This window comes from Pseudomonas sp. DF5 (genome assembly GCF_058148225.1).
In genome coordinates this window covers 114,191-134,027 of the sequence record NZ_JBYVYM010000004.1, presented here as the reverse complement: position 1 = coordinate 134,027, position 19,837 = coordinate 114,191, and the positions used below count along the sequence as shown (strand labels likewise).

Genomic DNA, 19,837 nt, shown 5'->3' with positions numbered 1-19,837 from the left:
GTCGCTCACCGGCTAAATACTCCTTTTCAACTGAGTGTATTCACTCTGTGCGCTATCACATTTCACGACACTTCTAACCACATACTTTGGCCGATGTTTAGCTTCCATGTAGATCCGCCCAATGTATTCCCCCAATATTCCGATCCCGATCAGTTGCACACCTCCCAGAAACAGAATTGCGGTCATCAGCGACGGGTAGCCCGGCAATTCGTTGCCGAAAAAAATCTTGTCCAGAATCAGGCTGACCGCATAGGCCAGCGCAACCAGAGAGAGAGTTCCGCCGACATAGCTCCACAAACGCAACGGCACAGTGCTGAATGAAGTGATCCCATCCAACGCCAGATTCCACAACTTCCAGCCATTGAACTTGCTCTGGCCAGACGTACGGGACGCGCGGTCATATTCTATGGTTACGCTGTTGAACCCCGCCCAAGACAGCACACCTTTCATGAACAATTGCTGCTCTGGCAGCGCCTTGATGACATCCACCACCTTGCGATCCATCAAACGAAAGTCGCCAACATTTTCTTCAATACGCGTGTAAGCGATCCTGTTCAACAGGTGATAAAACATCGCTGCACAATGACGCTTCAGGTAACTGTCCGATGAGCGATCGCGGCGCTTGGCCAAGACCACTTCAGCGCCTTTTTCCCACTCTGCGATAAGCCGAGGGATGACGTCTATCGGGTCTTGCAAGTCCACATCCAAGGGAATAACCACGTCCCCACTGGCATACTCCAGCCCTGCGAATAACGCCGATTCCTTACCGAAGTTACGCGAAAAGTTGATCAGCAATACATCGCTGTCCGCCAAGGCTATGGCTTGGGCGAGATCCGATGTTCTGTCCGTACTGCCATCGTTGATGAACACGATTTCGATCTGGTGCCCGTGCAAGGATGTTTCCTGCCGCACGGTCTGATAGAAACGCTCGACTGATTGTTCTTCATTGAATACCGGAACTATCAAAGAAACTTTCATGCCTCGCGCTCGCGAAACACTACAAACCTCGAAAAAAAGAACCCACACACAAGACTAAAGAGCGAAAACGATGCGAGTGTCACCAGCCCATGCAATCTCCACACATCCGCAACACGTCCGACGGCAAAACTCAATACACCCATGAAACCTAAAAAAATCAGGTACCTGTAGACCGATACCCTCGTATCAAATGTATAAAGCGCATTCACATAGAAAGAAAATGAGGCGGCCACGCAAAACGCAGCAAAGTTGCTGCCCGCCTGACTCAGTTCGGCCGCAGTGTTCAGCACGTAAAATATCTGCCAATGAATAAACGTATTAGCGACGCCTATGACCGCGTAGGTGGTGAATCCTTTCCACAAGGCTTCCATATCGACGCCCACCGCATTCCCTTTTCAGTGGCCTTTAAACTAAGGCCACGTCCCGATAGGCGTCTACTGTCAGAAATAACAGGCTGAGCAAGATTCCAGACCAGCGGTCATGCTAACGAACGGGTCGTCAGTTACACCTAATGAAGCGCGTCCTCCACGATAAACAAACGAGCCTCACTGCCCCCTTCCCTTAGCGTCAGCACCTGTTTCCAATGTTTCGGAAACAAGGCGTCATGCTCAGGACGAGCAATGCCCGTCACCCACCAGACTCTCCTGGCATTGAGTTTCAGGGTCGAAAAATCATTGAAGAAAATCGAGTGCAGGTGACGGGGAATGAGTGCCCAGCCACCGTATTCGGCGGTTCCCCATAAGGTGCCGGTCGCTGTTTTGAAGACGTATAGCCTCGGCTGAATGCCTGTCGAGTTGTAGTACATGAACGGCAAGTACCAATACAGGTTATCCACAATGATCTCGTCCCCCGGATGCACTTCGCGGCCAAGATCTGCGACCACGGCGTCCAGCTTGGCGTCTCTGCGAATGCTGGTGCCGTTCATCTCATCCATTTGTGCGTAAACCGCCGCCAGCCCATGGATTTCTGCCCACACGATAAAAACCATGGCGACAGCCGCAAGAGCGGCATGGCGTTGGCTCAATGCGTCCAGTGCAAAGGCAACGATAAGGGGCAATGCCACGACAGCGAATACCAGGTACCTGGCATTGAAGACCGGAACGATCAGCGACACCAGAAACACGGTCAGCACCGGGACAAAGAAATAACCCACCAGCAAGACGCTGAAAGGTCGTTCATTGTGTGCCTTGAGCAATACCGCAGCGGCGCAAACCACGGCCAAGACCAAGGGTGTCACGCGCCATAAGTCACTGGTCGAACCCTCCATTACCACCAGTTGCCAAACGAAGGTCAGCACCGTCGGCCAGGTGAGCGGCGGTATCCATTCGAGCCCATCCATTCGCAATAATTGACTGATGAGAGGCGGTGCCCACGGCAGGAACAACACGACGATTGCACTGTTGGCCAGTATCCACGCACGTGCAGATACCGTGCCCTGGACCTTGCGCACTCGCCACCAAAAAAGCCAATGCACCAACACGCCCAGTGCAGCGAAGTAATGCGTGTAAAAAGCCGCCGTCATCAGCAGCACGTAAAAGACCGGGAAACGCTGTTGATCCGACGCCTTGACCCAGCACACCAGCACCACAGTCGCCCCCATCAGCCAAAACCCCAGCAAGGTGTACATGCGCGCTTCCTGGCTGTAGCGCACCGATATCGGCAGCAACGCCAACAATAATGCTGCGATCCATGTCGCCCTTCGCGTCGCCAACAGGCTCATCAATTTAATGCCCAGCAACAGCGTGCCGACATCAGCCAGTGCACTCAGGGACCGCGCAGATAACACGCCATGACCGAACAGCGACATCCAGTAATGCAGCAAGACATAGTAAAGCGGCGGATGAACATCCCGAGCCGTCGTGGCCCAGATGTACGCAGGCGAGCCCTCGGCCAGCAGTATGCTGAAAGCCTCGTCGTACCAGATGACCGGTACGGTGATGGCGTGAAATCTTGCCAACAATGCAATCGCCAGCACCACCAGCAGACCCGCTCCGTCGGCAAGCCCGGATGGCAAGCGTTTGAAATGGAATTCTGGGGCGCGCACCGGCTTCACCACTGAAGCGTGGCAATCGGCGCCGGCTCTTTCATCACGATGAAACCGTAGTCACCCAACAGATAGAGGTTGTAGAACTTGCTCTCCACCAGCGCTGGATAGCCCTGATAACCCACCATCGTCGCGTTGCGCCGCTCCCGCTCTGCGACCACGTTGGTAATGCCCGCTTTCGGCAGGTTTTCCGCCAGCATGTAGAAGTTGATGTTCAGCAGATAATGCAAAACCGGCATCTGTTTGAACGAGCCTGCGGCCTCCACCAGCCAGCGGTCGGAATAATTCACCGACATGTAAATGCGCTTGGCTTCGCGCAGTTGCCGATGGGATGCAATGTCATGCCCCAGGGAAAACAACGCACTGGAAGCAAAGGTGTTCTGCACCGACAGCACGCGGCCATAGGCGTAGGACAGTGAAAGCATGGCCAGCAACGGAACCACCAACAGCAGCGTCAACCGTTCATGAATGCGCGTCAGCGCCAGATGGCTCAAATAGAACAGCAGCACCAACAGCACCGCGAACCCCATCAAGGTTCTGGCGCCTTCATTGAAGTCGCGGAAAAACAACACAGCCCCCGACACTAGAAAAATCACGGTCGGCACAGTCAGCACACACACCAGGCCCATCACGATTTTTCTCAGCCCTGTGTCCTGGCGTGCCACGACGTTCCGGGCCAGCCGTACGCTGCCCGCGATGGCACACAACAGCAGCACGGCGAACACCCAGGTGAATCCACCGTGAAACAGCAGCACGACTTTTTCCAGCACGCGGCCGATGTTGATTTCCAGTTGCAGCCAGGGTGCCGCCGCCCAGTTCAGGAACAATACGCGGGTCTGATCCATGTATGGATAAGCGGTGACGCTGTAGATCAAGCCGCCGAGCACCACCTGCGCGATTTTCCAGCCGATCAACTCGCGCCATTGCGGCCAGGCCCATTTATCGTTCGCGCCCCTGAGCAGTTCGAGGCAACACAGGCCCAGAAACACATTAATACTCACCTGATAGAGCCCCAGCCCCAGGGCAATCAGGAAGGACGGCACCAGCCATTGCAGGATGCGCGAAGGATGACGAAACGTGATCGCATAGATCACCGCCACCAGGCTCAAGGCATTGGCCGGTCCGTCGTATTGATACGACAGGTTCTGCAGGAAGAACGGGTTGTACCAGAGCGGCAACACCACCAGGCAGCAGGATAGCGTCGGTTGGGGGTAGTAATGGAACGTCAGGCTGGTCAACGCAAAAGTCATGGCCAGGGAGGCGATCAACAGCGGCAATGGAAAGATGTTCGGCGCGGCATCGCTGAAGGTCAGCACGTTGTAGAACAGTTCGGTGAACAACCGCCCCTGCCCAACCCAGTCCGTGCCGGCGGACAGCGAACGCCAGTTGTCATCGATGTAGGGATAGTCGGCGAGGATCAGTGGAATGACATAAATCAGGGTCGCGAGTTGAAAAAACAGCCAGACCCGACGACGGCCGATTTCGCTGCTGAAAAAATCGCTCAGTCTGCCCATGCTAAAGCCCGACCCGGTCTTTGCCGCCGATGATGTCTTTGATCACATACCGTGGCCGATGCTTGGCTTCGATGTAAATGCGCCCGATATACTCACCGAGGATGCCGATGCCGATCAGTTGCACACCGCCGAGAAACAATATGGCCGTCATCAACGAAGGGTAACCGGGAACGTTATTGCCGAAGAAAATCTCGTCCAACACCATGTACACCGCGTACAGCACCGCGAAGATCGAAATGCCGCCACCAATGTAAGTCCACAACCGCAATGGCACGGTACTGAACGAAGTAATGCCTTCCAACGCCAGGTTCCACAGTTTCCAGCCATTGAACTTGCTGCGTCCCGCCACTCGCCGGGCCCGCTCATACTCCACCACCACAGTGGTGAAACCGGCCCACGACAGAACGCCTTTCATGAACAACTGATGCTCGGGGAGTGCGCGAATCACATTGACCACCTTGCGGTCCATGAGCCGGAAGTCCCCGACGTTTTCTTCGATGCGGGTGTAGGAAATCCTGTTCAGCAGGTGGTAGAACAGCGACGCGCTGTGGCGTTTCAGGTAACTGTCGCTGGCACGGTCCCGGCGTTTGGCGAGCACCACATCGGCGCCCTTCTGCCACTCGGCAATCAACCGCGGGATGACGCTGATCGGGTCCTGCAGGTCCACGTCCATGGGGATCACCGCATCGCCGGTGGCGTACTCCAGCCCGGCAAATAACGCCGGCTCCTTGCCGAAGTTGCGCGAGAAATTGATCAGCAATACCTGTTCATCGCTCTGGGCCAGTGCCTTGGCCTGCTCAGCCGTCTGGTCGGTACTGCCATCGTTGATGAACACGATCTCGACATCACACAGGTCGAGTCTCAACTCACGGCGCACCGCCTGATAGAACAGACTGATCGCCTGCTCTTCGTTGAATACCGGGACAATCAGCGAAACCTTCACGTTTCACACTCCTGAGAACCGAAGTGTAGATGCTCGCCAGATGCCATCAGGCGGCGTTCCGGTGCGCGAACGGTCCGGCAGACCGACGGCCACGCCATTCGAACCGTTCGCTATAACCAGCTGAGACATTCGGTAATATCCAGCCTTTTGCAATTACCCGTGAATCACGGCACCCTGCGCGCCGCTAATGTGTGCGCCCTCTTTACTTCGGCACCCACACCTTATTTCCCCCGTTTCAAGAGCCCGCCGTCATGACGTTTGAGCGCGATCACCGAATCGACTTTTTTCGCGGCCTGGCCCTGATTTTCATCTTCTGGGACCACGTGCCACAGAACCCGCTCGCGCAGTTCACGGTGCGTAACTTTGGCTTCAGCGACGCGGCGGAGATTTTCGTGTTCCTGGCTGGTTACGCCGCTGTGCTGGCTTACGGCAAGATCGCCCGGCGTGACGGGTTCATGGTCGCCACGGTGAAGATCCTGCGACGCGCCTGGGTGCTTTATGTAGTGCACATCTTTTTGCTGGCGCTGCTGATGGGGATCGTGTTTTTCGCCAACAGTCATGTGGAAACCCGCGATCTGGTGCAGGAAATGGGCTTGCAGTATTTCCTGAGCAATCCGCAGCAGGCGTTGATGGACGAGTTGCTGCTGCGCTTCAAGCCGAACCTGATGGACCCGTTGCCGCTGTACATTCTGTTGTTGCTAAGCCTGCCGCTGGTGCTGCCGATGCTGCTGCGCAAGGCTGAATATGTGGTGGGGCTATCGGTGGGGTTGTATCTGCTGGCGCCATGGCTTCAGTGGAATCTGGCAGGCACCGACGGGGGCGTGTGGTTTTTCAATCCAATGGCCTGGCAGCTGCTGTTTATTCTGGGGGGCGCGGCGGCGATTCATGGGCAGCGACCTCGGGTGCCGCAACTCCGACCGCTGACGCGGCAGCCGGTTTTCATCGCGGCTCTGACCTACCTGGTGGTGAGCGGGATGATCGCGCTGTCTTGGAAATGGCCGACCATGCATGACGCGTTCATGCCCCAATGGCTCGGCGAATGGCTCTACCCGATCAGCAAGACCAACCTCTCGCCGGCGCGCCTGCTGCACTTCCTCGCCCTCGCCTACGTCACCGCCAGGTCGTTGCCGGACACGGGTTGGACGCAACACTGGCTGGCGCGACAAAGCTGTCGCATGGGCCGTTACTCTCTGGAAGTGTTTTGTCTTGGCGTGCTGCTGGCGCCGTTGGCGGACATGCTCAACGCCTTGGGTGGGAATGCATTGGCGATGCAGCTGTTCAGCGCGATGCTGGGGGTCGGGTTGATGGCGTTGCTGGGGGTTTGGCTGGATTTCAATAAGCGGTTGAATGTGCCGATACCCGTGGCAGCCGTTTAAATGCAAAAGCCCCGATCATTCTGACCGGGGCTTTTGCATGGCTGGCGTTACAACTTACGAAGCCGAACGCACCGCGCCTTGCGTCACATTGGTCGGCTGCAACTTGAACATGTAGAACAACACCGTCAGCAGTACCAGGAACGCCGGGCCCACATACAGCGCCACTCGGGTGTCCGGGAAGTACGCCATCAGGCCGACCACCAGCACCAGAAATGCCAACGCCAGATACGAACTGATCGGGTACAGCCACATGCGGTATTTCAGGCCGGCACGTTCGCTTGCGCTCAGGCCTTTGCGGAACTTGAGCTGGGCCAGCAGGATCATCACCCAGGTCCAGATCGCGCCGAAGGTGGCTATCGCGGTAACCCAGACGAAAACCTTCTCAGGCACCATGTAGTTGAGCAGCACGCCCAGCAACAACGCGCCGATCGACAACAGCAACGCACGACGGGGCACACCGCCGTTCGAGGTTTTGGCGAAACCGGCCGGGGCCTGGCCGTTCTGCGCCAGGCTGTAGAGCATGCGCCCGGTGCTGAAGATGCCGCCGTTGCAGGACGACAACGCCGCGGTGATCACCACGAAGTTGATGATGCCAGCGGCGGTCTTGATGCCCAGACGCTCGAAGGTCATCACGAATGGGCTGCCCTGGGTGCCGATGGCGTTCCATGGGTAGATCGACAGAATCACGAACAAGGCGCCGACGTAGAACAGCAGAATCCGCCAGAACACCGAGCCGATCGCATTGGGGATGGTCTTCTGCGGATTCTTCGCTTCACCGGCGGTCAGGCCGATCATCTCGACGCCGAGATAGGCAAACATCACCATTTGCAGGGACATCAACACGCCTTGCACGCCATTGGGCATGAAGCCGCCGTGGGCCCACAGATTGGAAATCCCCAGGGCGACGCCGTCGTTGCCAAAGCCGAACGCGATCACACCGATACCGCCGACCACCATCGCAATGATGGTGACGATCTTGATCAGAGCGAACCAGAATTCGAACTCACCGAAGGCTTTCACCGCAATCAGGTTGATCGAGCCCATGCTGACCAGCGCGGCGAGTGCCCAGATCCAGCGCGGCACGTCGGGGAACCAGACGCCCATATACACCGCCACCGCGGTGATTTCCGCGACGCAGGTCACCAGCCACAGGAACCAGTAGTTCCAGCCGGTCAGAAAACCCGCCAAAGGCCCGAGGTAGTCCTGGGCGTAGCGACTGAACGAACCGGCGACCGGATTGTGCACGGCCATTTCGCCGAGGGCACGCATGATCACCAGGATCGCCAGACCACCAATAATGTAGGAAAGCATGATGGCCGGGCCGGCCATTTCTATGGCCTTGGCCGAACCCAGGAACAGGCCGACGCCGATACAGGCACCGAGTGCCATCAAGCGAATATGCCGTTCGCCCAGTTCGCGTTTAAGCGGGCCGCCCTGAGCGGTCTCGCCGTGAGGCAGGTGATTGCCGACTGGCATAGGGGTGCACCTCGTCTTGTTATTGGATATGACCACCGAGTGTCGAAGCGCCGACCGATAGGCCAGTGCCTGGTGAAACCGGGCCTGTCTTGTGGACAGACACGTCTTGTAGGACAAAACCTCCAAGATCAGCGGGGCGTGCAGTATAAAAAGCTAATGACAGGTGTTTTCACTATATAAAACACAATATTCAGCGATAACTAACGGGTAATACGCGCAAAACGGAGTGGCATTACCTGTCTTATGCAGGTTTTTTCGCCACTGAAACCGCACGGAGTATTGCACAGCAATGGTGCATCGTCATGCCCCTACCTAGGCAGCATTTACCTCGTTGATGCGTCTAGCTCAACCCTTTCAGACGCCCCCCCCCCCCCCTTGTGGAGAGGGAGCTTGCTCCCGCTCGACTGCGCAGCAGTCGCAAACCCGGTGAATCGTATTTATCAGACAAGTCCGGAATTGGGGCCGCTTCGCAGCCCAGCGGGAGCAAGCTCCTTCGCCACAAAAGCGCTATTCCCAATTGGATCCTGCATGGTTTTCGGAAATTTCAGTCAAGTGTTGCAGATTCAGGTTTGGAGATAGGGACTAGGGTCAAAGGGGGAACTTCAAAAGGGCGCAAGGAATGCATCCACAACCAAATTCACATCTGCTACGCCATGGACGATATTCAGAACAGGGTCGGGCCTATCTCATCACAGCAGTTGTGCACCAACGCCGCCGAATATTCACTGATTGGCGGTTTGGACGTCTGTTAGTTACCGAACTCAAGCGGGCCCACGACCAGAAGTGGGTCAACTCAATAGCGTGGGTCGTCATGCCAGATCACTTCCATTGGTTGGTACAACTCGAACAACACTCCCTGGCGCAACTCATGCAAGCCACCAAATCTCGCAGCACACTCTCCATCAACCGAGCGTCAAACAATGAAGGGGCTTTTTGGCAAAGCGGCTACCACGACCGGGCAATCCGCGATGGAGAAGGACTCCTGCCATTCGCTCGTTACATTGTTGCCAATCCTTTAAGAGCGGGGCTGGTCAAGAAAATTGGCGATTACCCACTATGGGATGCCTGTTGGCTATGAACCCAGCAGCACCATAACTCTGTGGCGAGGGAGCTTGCTCCCGCTCGGCTGCGCAGCAGTCGTGAATCCTGTACATGCGGTGTGTCTGAAAAAATCCGGTGTTGGTGGTTTTTGGGACTGCTGTGCAGTCCAACGGGAGCAAGCTCCCTCGCCACAACAGCCCTTCTCCGTAGGTAATCGTGTGCATCTGATATTTGGTTATTCACAATTTTTTCACCAACGCCAACCACCGTCTAAGCTTCAAACAAGTCCGATCAATCTGCGTGAATGGATCAGTCGACTATGGGCGCTTTGTGGCAAACCGATTCGAGTGAAACCGTGGTCCCGACTGAACGTGTGGATGAAGCGCCTTTACCTGAAAAACCCCGTCGCTCCCGGCACGGCTGGGGGGCGTTCTGGTTGCTGCTGCTGATTATCCTGATTGTTCTGGGCCTGGCTGCAGCCAAGGAAATGCGCACCTCCAAGTTCCAAGCCCGGGAAATCAGCAAGTATGCGGCCTCGCTGAAATACGAACTGCAACCCGGCCCCAGCGACGCAATTCGCTACCCTGGTGAAGGCCCGTTCGATCAGCGCCTGGGTTACAGCGCCCTGGATGAATTCCTGCCGCGCCTGCTCAAGCGCGATTACGTCATAGCGGCGCAAACCCGCTTTTCGCCTGCGCTGATGAAGTACAGCGATAAGGGCTTTTTCATTCCCTATACCGAGAAAATCCAGGCCGGGCTGTCGATCACAGATTGCCGTGCGGCACCGCTGTACCAGTTCAAATATCCACAACAGCTCTACTCAAGCTTTGCGGCGATCCCGCCGGTGGTGGTCAACAGCTTGCTGTTCATCGAAAACCGCTTTCTGCTCGATCCGCACCAGCCGCTGGCCAACCCTGCCGTGGACTGGCCGCGGTTCGGCATGGCGGCGTGGTCCCAGGTGGCCAAGCTGTTGCGCCTGCCGGGCCAATCGGCGGGCGGCAGTACGCTGGCGACACAGCTTGAGAAATATCGACACTCGCCCGACGGCTTGACCGTGTCGGGCGCGGAAAAAATCCGCCAAATGATTTCCGCCAGCGTGCGGGCCTATCAGACGGGGCCGGAAACCCTTCAGGTACGGCAAAATGTGATTCGCGATTACCTCAACAGTGTTCCGCTGTCCGCGGTACCGGGCCACGGTGAAGTGCATGGCATGGCCGAAGGTTTGCGTGTGTGGTACGGCGCCGACTTCAACAAGGCCAACGAACGGCTGGCCAGCACCGACACCGATCAGAAAAGCCTGGCGGAAAAAGGCCTGGCCCTGCGTGAAATGCTGTCGCTGATGATTGCTCAACGCCGCCCTTCGCACTACTTGACCAAGGGCCGCGATGAATTGGCCAGTCTGACCGACAGCCATATTCGCCTGCTGTCACAAAATGGCGTGATCGATGCGCCACTCGCGGCCGCGGCACTGGCCAGCCAAGTGACCTACCGCGACTGGCAGACCCAGCCCACCATCCAACCGATCGAAACCAATAAAGGCATCAGCGTGGCCCGCAGTCGTCTGGGCAATTTGCTCAATCGTCCGCTGTATGACCTCGACCGCCTTGACCTTTCCGCCACCAGTACCCTGCAAGGCGAGCTGCAAACCCAGGCCACCGCGTACCTCAAGCACCTGGCCGACCCGGCCTATGCAGCGGAAATCGGCCTGATCGGCGAACGCCTGCTCACCCCCACCAGCACCACGCAGGTGCGCTACAGCTTCACCCTGTTCGAACTGACCCCGGATGGTTCGCGGGTACGGGTGCAGACTGACAGCACCGACCAGCCGTTCGACATCAATGAAGGCAGCAAGCTGGAACTGGGCTCCACCGCAAAAATGCGCGTGCTCACCACCTACCTGCAGATCATCTCCGAATTGCACGATCGCTACGCAGGCATGACCGTTGCCGAGCTGAAGAAAACCGAAGTCGCCGAACAGGATCGCCTGAGCAGTTGGGCCATTGAGTACATGATTCAGAACACCGACCGCAGTTTGCCAAAAATGCTCGGCGCCGCCCTGGATCGCAAATATTCCGCCAGCCCCGGCGAGGCCTTTTTCACCGGCGGCGGGCTGCACACGTTCGTTAACTTCCGCAAGGAAGACAACGGCCGCATGCCGACTCTGCGCGATGCCATTCGTGAGTCGATCAACCTGCCGTTCATCCGGTTGATGCGTGATTTGGTGCGTTACAGTACCTACGCGGGCCCCAACTCCAGCGCCGAATTGCTCAAGGACGATCGCGACCCGCGGCGTCAGGAATACTTGGCCCAGTTCGCCGACCGCGAAGGCACCGCCTTCCTGTTACGGTTCTGGAAGAAGTACCAGAACAAGGACACCCAGACGCGCCTGGACACCTTCCTCGACAGCATGCATCCGACACCGATCCGCATGGCTGCCGTGCATCGTTATCTGTTCCCGCAGGCCGACCAGGCAAGTTTCAATACCTTCGTGCGCTCGCACCTCAAGGGCGCCAAGCTCACGGAAAAACTTACCGACGAACGCCTCGAACGGCTGTACCTGAGTTACGGCCCGGGCACCTACGACCTGCCGGATCAAGGTTTCATCGCCAAGGTTCACCCGCTGGATCTGTGGCTGATGGGCTACTTGCTGAACAACCCCGACGCCAAGTTCAGCCAGATCGTCAAAGCCAGCGAATTCGAACGCCAGGAGGTTTACAGCTGGCTGTTCAAAAGCAAACACAAGGGCGCCCGCGACAGCCGTATCCGCACGATGCTGGAGATCGAGGCATTCCTTGATATTCATCAGCGCTGGCAGAAAGTCGGCTATCCGTTCGATCACCTGGTGCCCTCGCTGGCCACCGCCATCGGCAGCTCCGGCGACCGCCCCGCGGCGCTGGCAGAGCTGATCGGCACCATCCTCAACGATGGTGTGCGCCTGCCAACGCTGCGTATCGACAGCCTGCATTTCGCAGCCGATACGCCCTATGAAACCCAACTGATCAACAATCCGGTAGTCGGCAAACGCGTGATGCCTTCCGAGGTGGCAACCGCCATGCGCGAGGCCTTGTCGCAAGTGGTGGATGCCGGCACGGCCAAACGCGTGGCAGGCAGTTTCAAACTGGCCGACGGTACCCCGTTGGCCATGGGCGGCAAAACCGGGACCGGCGACAACCGCATCGAAGCCATCGGTCCGGGAGGGCGGATTCTGAGCTCGAAATCGATCAACCGCACCGCAACGTTCGTGTTCTACATCGGCGATAGCCATTTCGGCACCTTGACCGCCTACGTGCCGGGGCGCACGGCCGAAGCCTTCAAATTTACCTCGGCGTTGCCCGTGCAAGTGCTCAAGGGCATGGCACCGATTCTGATGCCTTACCTGCAACCGGGGAGTCATACAGGATGCCTGCCTGTTGAAGTCGCCCGACACTGATCACGGGTGGTAATTAATTATTTTCGGCATTGATAATCTCAATGCATCGGCAAGTATCCACACGTATTCAAGAACAGTAATTCAGACTTTTACTTTGAGCCTTGGGAGTTAGGCTGGTGACCCTCATAAATATTCAAGGTTTTATAAAAACATGTCTGAAATACAAGGAAGTATATTGGGTGGTTCATTACCAGAAACGGCTGATTTAAAAGGCCGCCATTACGATTTTATCCAAAACCGGATCCACCCCATCTTCAAAAGCGCCTCATTGCAAAGGGTTCAGGAACTAAGACTCACTCAAACGGCAATCGGACAATGGATAAAGACTGCCACAGACATCGATCACACCCGGTTACAAGAATCCAACATCAAACTCTGGTCCGCGCAGAACAGAGTGGACCGCATTCTTGAAGAGTTACAAAACATTTATAAGTTTGCCGAGCCGCTGCTGACCGACGCGTTGTTGAAACAGTACGGTGTCGACGTTGATGTAAAGACAACCTGCCTGCATCTTTACTTACCCAAAGAGCGCCCTTGGTATGTCGCTGACCTCTCCGGCGGCGTGGTGACCCGTACGGTCTCACTGCTGGACGCCGCCCTGCACAACTTTGCGCTGACCGAAACCTGCGAATCGGGCTCGGACTTTATCAGTCAGCCCGATGCGCGCGGGCACTTCGACATTCAGCCGATCAAACGCAAAATGTCCATCGCACAGTTCCAGACCTTATGTCGCAAGTTGGACATCGGCGCCCGCTACGCCCGATACCTCGAAGAACAGTTGCTGCCCAGTGACGGCCTTGCTCAGGTCATGTTGAAACTCAACATCGTCAATTACGAGAAAGCCGCGTTCAAAGCGGCGGCTCAACAGGCGGTGATGACCGATGACATTGACGCCGACGCCCGCGATTTGATCCTGAAGATGCTTGATGGTCAGCGCAACCTCACCCGTAAAGGCCGGGTGATGCACTTCGCTGAACTATCCATTATGGACAGCCCGTTGACCGGGATCGTGCTGATTACACCGGATCTGGAACGAACCCGCGGTGTCGTACCGATATTTGCTTACGTCCCGCAAGACCCGGAGCACCCACTGAAAGAGTACTCCTCGACCACCGCGTTCATGAATGAGCTGACTCGCCAGCTGCGCGATAACAACATCATATCTTCTGCCGGAATGACCTATCGCCAGTACTTCAGCCGATTCGTAAACCAACCCGAGCGCGGGCATTTTTTCGGCGGGTTGGAGCAACGCCTGTTCGAAGTTAAATGGCATCGAAAAGAACCACTGGACCAACGCCCGAGCTGGCGGGAAGAGCCGGTCATCACCCCCAATTTACACTTCAGCGCCGCACCTATCCGCAGTGAGTTATGGGAGTACCTCTATCAGCAGAAGCTGAACAAAATCCTCAATGACGCGCGACACATTGCCGTGTCCACCGCCGATACCGATCGCAATGCCCGATGGGCCTGGTGGGAGAACTTCAAAAAAATTGTCTCGGACATCTTCAATGCCGCACTGATGGTCGTCACCCCGTTCGTCCCGGGACTGGGTTGGTTGATGATGGCGTACACCGCTTACCAGATCACCACCGACGTGATCGAATTCGTCGTGGACCTGGCGCTAGGCCTATGGATTGAAGCCGCCGAACATATTGTCGGGGTCGTGACGGACGTCGTTCAGTTGGCCACTTTCGCCGCAGGTGCGCAGATCGGCAAGATCGCACGCCTCAAACTCTCACCGCTGATCGAAGGCATGAAACCGGTGGAACTGCCCAACGGCCAGCAACGCCTGTGGCATCCCGACCTCAAGCCCTACGAGCAGCCGAACGTGGAGTTGCCAGCCGACTCCACGCCTGACGCATTGGGTTTGCACACCCACGAAGGTCAAACGATTCTGCCGCTGGATGAAAAACATTACGCCGTGCAAAAAGACCCGAAAACGGGCACCTATCGTGTCAAGCACCCCCATCGCGGTGAGGCCTATTTACCCGAACTGAAACATAACGGCTACGGTGCCTGGACACATGAAGCGGAGAACCCGCGAGACTGGGACAACCCCAAGCTGATGCGGCGCCTCGGTCGCTCCGTCGACGGTTTCAACGATACGCAGCTGGAACAAATTCGCGTTGCCAGTGGCACCGAGGCGGGGGAGTTATGCCGAATGTACGTCGAAAACACTGCCCCGCCCCCGTTGCTCACCGATGGCCTTGAACGCGCAGGTATTCAGCAGCAAACCGAGCAGGCTATTCATAACATTCGCTTTGGACAGCCCATCGATCCCGCTTCTTACTGGTTCGAGCCACTGTCGACTTACCTTGAAGGCTGGCCCTCGGACAAGGCACTGAGAGTTTACGAAAACACCGACCTGACAGGCCGGTTTCGCACTTACGGTAATGCCCAGGCGAGCGACGAACACACGCTCGGCACCAGTCTCACCCAACTCATGCAGGGGGATCTGCCCAAGCAGCTCGTCGAGTTCCTGAGCGAAGAAGAGCTTCAAGTGCTGATCGGCCCGGGTGTCTCCAGGGGAGAACGGATCCAGGCTCTACGCAATCAACTGGCTGACGAGGCAGATCGCCTCAGACCCGATATCTTCAATCAGCGCTATCAGGCCGCACAAGCGAGCGCCAACCCGCAGGTTCAACAGCTGCGCGACGTGGCTCCAGAGCTGTCGACCCGCGCGGCGACGGTACTGCTCAACAAGGCCGGCAGCGCTGAACTCGAACGCATGGCCCGGGACAAAAGCCTGCCGCTGGACCTGAAAAGCCAGGCCCGTGAAGCAGCCTTCGAAACCCGGGCAAACCATGCCTATGAAGGTTTCACCGATGATGCGCGCTGGGTGCCAGAAACCGAGCGGCTGGTGTTGAACGCGCTCAGAATTCACACCGACGCGTTCGGCGATTTGCGTATCGACGTTCGGCAGGGTTCCGACATCGGGCCCTTACGATGCAGCGTGGGTGCAGAAGACGCTTCGGTCATCCGGGTATTGATCAAGGACGACGGGGCACGGTACGAAGTGTGGGACGCCGACAACCACAAACTGCATGAAGCCGACGATTTTTACGAATCGGTGCTCAATGCCCTGCCAGCCAGTAAACGCACGCAACTGGGTTATCGGCCTGGCCAGGGATCCTGGTTCAGACAATGGGTGATGGTCAAAACCGAGGCTCCCGCCGAGCGTCGGATCGCGCTGGCAGAACCGCCGATTCGACTGATCGCCGACCCCGATACCCTGCTGCTGTTACGTGGCCCGGGCTTTTCCACGCAAAGGGCCACGCTGTCGGAACGGGTGCAGGATATTTACCCGCACTTGAACGAGCGCGAGGTCAGCACCTTTGTCCGATCGCTGGGTGAAGAACCTCAGGCGCGCAAGACCCTCGATCGACTTGACCGCGAACTGGACGATCTTCAAGTCACACTCAACAAATGGCGGTATCAGCAACCTGATGCCTGGGGCCCGGATCGTAACGGGTTCGTGAATGGTGGCGGGTTGCATATTTCCGAGCGGCTCATCGCCTGCTTTCAAAGAAAGTCGACGGCCTTTGGCGAGCGCAGCCCCACACTCGAAGGTGGGTATGTGCTGGACCTGTCAACGGAGTTCAACACGCTCGATCTTGAGCTGTGGTGGCGTGAACTGCCTGATCTCAAGTACTACCTCGACCAGGTCAGCACGCTCAATCTGGACCGCACTCTCTTTTCCGGCAGCGCCACGGGGCTGCTGAAGGATTTCCGTCATCTTCGGCAACTGAGTGCCCGAGGCTGCGGATTGGAAAAGCTACCTGTCGCCATCGGCAACATGCATTTCCTTCGCACGCTGCGCTTGATAAACAACCGGATCCGGTTGACCCGGTCATCGGTCGAGCAATTGCGGCATTTGACGCATATGGAAACGCTCAGGCTCGATGACAACCCTCAGTTGGGTCTGCTGCCGAGCGTCGAACGGATGCCGAAACTGAAGATTCTGAGTTTGAGCAATACCGGCGCAACCGCCTGGCCTGAAGGCCTGTTCACAAGGCGCCGCCCGCGCGGGTTTTATCTGGACCTGATGCAAAACCCGTTGCGCGACATCCCCTTGGTAGTTCCCGGTTCGGAGGACGCACGCCTCGTGGCACGTACGCGACTGTTTCCGACAGACCTTTCGGATGCCAACCTGATTGTCTACAAAGACTACCGACGCTCAGTGGGCATCAGCCCTGAACACCCTTACTCCGCCCTTGCGGACCGGGCGATCAATCAGTGGCCCATGGCTGACGACTCGCGATGGTGGAGCGACAAGGCCGCAGGCGTGGGCATCTTCAGGGTAGAAGCCTGGCACGACCTGATGACCGAGCCACACTCCCGAGGGTTCTTTAGCTTGATCCAGAAGCAGACCGAGTCTGCCGACTACCGCGCCGGTGGCGAGCGGCGCAAACAACTGAGTGACCGCGTATGGCGAATGATCGAAGCCATTGACCTGGACAAGGCATTGCGCAAGGAACTGTTCGAGATGGCGACCGCGCCGACCACGTGCGCTGACGCCGGTGCCCAGGTGTTTAACAACATGGGCATCAAAGTATTGGTCAGCGAGGCCTACGCCCAGTCGACATCGACTGCGATCCTTGAAAGCAAATTAGTGGCCTTGGCAAAAGGCGCCGCCCGTCTTGAACGGGTGGATGACATCGCCCGAGCCGATTTCGCCAGCCGGGAAGGTGATCCTGATGAAGTCGAAGTGTTCCTCGCTTACGAGACCGGCCTTGCCCAGCGCCTCGATTTACCCTGGCAGTCGCAGACCATGCTCTATCGACCGATTGCCGGTGTGAGTGCGAACACCCTCGACACGGCGTTCAACACCGTGACGTCGATGGAAAACGGCGATGGTTTGATCAACCACATGCTCGAACAGCCGTTCTGGGAAAAATACCTGCACGACACCTATCCCGCCGAATTCAGGCGCAATGCCCGCACGTACGAGCTCAGGACCGAGCTAGTGGAGGAATTGCGCGAAGCCCAACGTTCGTGGGCGAACTCCAAAGGACAACTGATAGCGCAGAGACAGGCGCTCAGACAGCGGCTGTTGGGGCTGGCCCAGCAACTGAACGTCCAGGAGAACATTGTGCTCACCGATGAAGAAATGACCGACGAGGTCTACGACGGATTGCTGAATGACCTTGGCTACGAAGAAAAACAGCTGGGTAGGCGTCTGACCCGGCAGGCGTTGCAAAGCGTCGGATAGTCACCAGTGCCCTGAAGGCAAACAACGCCTTCAGGGCACGCCACGCGCTTACCCGACTTCCGAATCCCAGATGACCGTCACGTTGCCCGAATACTGGCGTTGCGTTCCGGGCCGGATCATTTCGGCCACTTCACCCGCCGGGATTTCGAAGTGCAGTGTTCCCGGTTTGCGATCGACATAGAAACCCGGTACGAACAATTCGCTACCACTGCCATCGCGTCGCAGCAGTTGACGATGCACTGGCCGTCCCGTTGCGTCGGTAAGCCCCGCGGGCAGGGTGACGCGAACGTTGAGCGGCACAACATGGCCGGAAACCGGCTCTCGTAAAGAGCAGTTATCGCCGTCCTGGGTGTACTGGCACTCCAGGCGCATCTTGAAGCGACTCGACGACGCGACAGTGAAGGTCTGATCACGAAACAGCCGTGACGGTTTGCGCCCTTGCGTCAGCCAGGCCTGCCAGCCACCCTCAGGCACCAGCTCTACCCGGGTGCCGCCGGGAGGGATTTCGACCTTGAGCGTGTGCCGCACATCCAGGGAGAAATTGAGGGTCAGTTGGTTGTCGGCCGGAATCATCACATCGCCCATGTCGAAATCCTGATGGGGACCGACCGTGTAGGTGATGGAGCCGCTGTACTTGCCTGCCAGCATGTTCAGCGGGTCAGGTGTACGTAGCTCATACGCGAAAACGAAATACTGATACTTGAAAGACATTGGAATATCGAAAAGCGCTTTCTTGCTGCACACGCCAGCGCCTACCGGAACCCGCCAAAAGCTGTTGTAACCCGCGGAGTCAGCAGTGCCCCAGCCGACGCCCTGACAAGGCGCAGGCGCATAAACCCAACGCCCACCTTCCCACAATTGATCCCACCACCCTCCATTGGTCAATTCGGTAACAGGACGGGGAAGCAGTGATTCGTGACCGATACCTCCAATCCTTACGGAAAGTACTTTTGAATCACCCGACTCGTGAGTCACGCGCACGTCTCTCCACTCAGAGGGAACTCGGGCCATTCCACCCTGGCGCGGATCCGTATGATTGGCCAGAATTGGCGCGTTGGCGACGAATGGAATCGGTGTGACCAGACTGAAAAGCCCAAAAGGTTCACAGGCCTGCGGGACCTGACGACAGAAACCCTCAGACGGCGTCTGATTGATGAACTCATTTTTCTGCGGCTTCGCCGAGTCGGGCTCGAACACTGCGTCGATGTCCATGACGACCGCGTTGGCCTGCAGTGCCAGCACCGCGCACAAGAGGCTCGTCGCACCACCCCCCATCAGCATTCGCGCCAGTCGTTGACCGAATGCATTCATCATTGCGGCAACACCGCATTGAAAATCAGATTGACGCTGCCAAAGTAATTACCTGGCTTGTAAACCCCGTCGACCGGCGGTACAGGCACGATCTCCAGCGGCACCCGTTTACCCGACGCGGCTTCGCCCATTGACACCACTTCGCTGGATACCAGCTCACTCAACACGATGCCGTTGAACAGCACGCGCAAGCCGATGTCATGGGCATCGGTGCCGTTAGACAGATAAGGCCGCCCCTCAAGCCTGGCTTCAATCGAGCCGGCTTCACTTTTCACATCGAAGTACTTGCGCAGGCTGCCCAGTGTCGACGCCGTGAGGTTCCACGGCAGGCGCTGCTCGCGATGAATCCAGCCAGGGTCGGCGGGAATCACATAGAACGCCTGGGTCGGAATCGTCACGAACACCTCAAACACGTGCGTTTCCTTGGCGGCATAAGCCCAAGGGCTGGCCAGCAGGGCCGCCACCCACAGGTGCATGACAGTCAGATTCTTGAACATGGTCATCACCCGGAG

The 19,837-nt window shown here is 57.3% G+C and carries 12 protein-coding genes; 4 read left to right on the top strand and 8 right to left on the bottom strand.

Features of this window, described 5'->3' with window-relative positions; all coding sequences use genetic code 11:
- Positions 1 to 12: 12 nt before the first annotated feature.
- From AC30D7_RS05445 to AC30D7_RS05425, 5 genes are all read right to left on the bottom strand, one after another.
- Positions 13 to 978 carry a glycosyltransferase family 2 protein gene (locus AC30D7_RS05445; RefSeq protein ID WP_490133355.1) on the bottom strand — a complete coding sequence of 322 codons (966 nt, stop codon included), beginning with the start codon at positions 976 to 978 and terminating at the stop codon, positions 13 to 15.
- A complete protein-coding gene (locus AC30D7_RS05440; protein WP_490133354.1) occupies positions 975 to 1,349 on the bottom strand; it encodes a GtrA family protein in 375 nt (124 codons plus the stop codon). Before AC30D7_RS05440 ends, AC30D7_RS05445 begins: the two co-directional genes overlap by 4 nt.
- Before the next feature lie 137 nt (positions 1,350 to 1,486).
- Entirely contained in the window at positions 1,487 to 3,031 is a 1,545-nt protein-coding gene (locus tag AC30D7_RS05435; RefSeq protein ID WP_490133353.1) for a glycosyltransferase family 39 protein, read from the bottom strand.
- Positions 3,028 to 4,536 (bottom strand): glucosyltransferase domain-containing protein, encoded by a 1,509-nt coding sequence (locus AC30D7_RS05430; RefSeq protein ID WP_490133352.1) that lies wholly within the window; start codon positions 4,534 to 4,536, stop codon positions 3,028 to 3,030. The genes AC30D7_RS05435 and AC30D7_RS05430 overlap by 4 nt, the downstream gene beginning before the upstream one ends.
- A 1-nt stretch (position 4,537) precedes the next feature.
- A complete protein-coding gene (locus AC30D7_RS05425) occupies positions 4,538 to 5,479 on the bottom strand; it encodes a glycosyltransferase family 2 protein (protein WP_490133351.1) in 942 nt (313 codons plus the stop codon).
- Between the two features lie 251 nt (positions 5,480 to 5,730).
- On the opposite strand from AC30D7_RS05425, the gene AC30D7_RS05420 reads away from it, so the two are divergent.
- On the top strand, positions 5,731 to 6,855 hold the full coding sequence (locus AC30D7_RS05420; protein ID WP_490133350.1) for an OpgC family protein: 1,125 nt from the start codon (positions 5,731 to 5,733) through the stop codon (positions 6,853 to 6,855).
- Positions 6,856 to 6,909: 54 nt separating this feature from the next.
- Here the strand turns inward: AC30D7_RS05420 and AC30D7_RS05415 are convergent, their stop codons facing one another.
- The gene (locus AC30D7_RS05415) at positions 6,910 to 8,331 is read right to left on the bottom strand and encodes an amino acid permease (protein ID WP_019581581.1); all 1,422 of its coding nucleotides are present in this window, start codon (positions 8,329 to 8,331) and stop codon (positions 6,910 to 6,912) included.
- 619 nt (positions 8,332 to 8,950) lie between these two features.
- Between AC30D7_RS05415 and AC30D7_RS05410 the strand changes: the two genes are divergently transcribed.
- The 3 genes from AC30D7_RS05410 to AC30D7_RS05400 all read left to right on the top strand — a co-directional run bounded on the left by AC30D7_RS05410 (position 8,951) and on the right by AC30D7_RS05400 (position 18,014).
- On the top strand, positions 8,951 to 9,409 hold the full coding sequence (locus AC30D7_RS05410) for an REP-associated tyrosine transposase (protein ID WP_490133349.1): 459 nt from the start codon (positions 8,951 to 8,953) through the stop codon (positions 9,407 to 9,409).
- Positions 9,410 to 9,691: 282 nt separating this feature from the next.
- On the top strand, positions 9,692 to 12,802 hold the full coding sequence (locus AC30D7_RS05405; RefSeq protein ID WP_490133348.1) for a transglycosylase domain-containing protein: 3,111 nt from the start codon (positions 9,692 to 9,694) through the stop codon (positions 12,800 to 12,802).
- Positions 12,803 to 13,196: 394 nt separating this feature from the next.
- Complete coding sequence (locus AC30D7_RS05400; protein ID WP_490133347.1) at positions 13,197 to 18,014, top strand: NEL-type E3 ubiquitin ligase domain-containing protein; 4,818 nt, start codon at positions 13,197 to 13,199, stop codon at positions 18,012 to 18,014.
- A gap of 48 nt (positions 18,015 to 18,062) precedes the next feature.
- Here the strand turns inward: AC30D7_RS05400 and AC30D7_RS05395 are convergent, their stop codons facing one another.
- Positions 18,063 to 19,328: a hypothetical protein gene (locus tag AC30D7_RS05395; RefSeq protein WP_490133346.1), complete on the bottom strand. Its 1,266-nt coding sequence runs from the start codon at positions 19,326 to 19,328 to the stop codon at positions 18,063 to 18,065.
- Positions 19,325 to 19,822, bottom strand: a complete 498-nt coding sequence (locus tag AC30D7_RS05390; protein ID WP_490133345.1) for a CS1 type fimbrial major subunit — start codon at positions 19,820 to 19,822, stop codon at positions 19,325 to 19,327. Before AC30D7_RS05390 ends, AC30D7_RS05395 begins: the two co-directional genes overlap by 4 nt.
- Between the last annotated feature and the right edge of the window lie 15 nt (positions 19,823 to 19,837).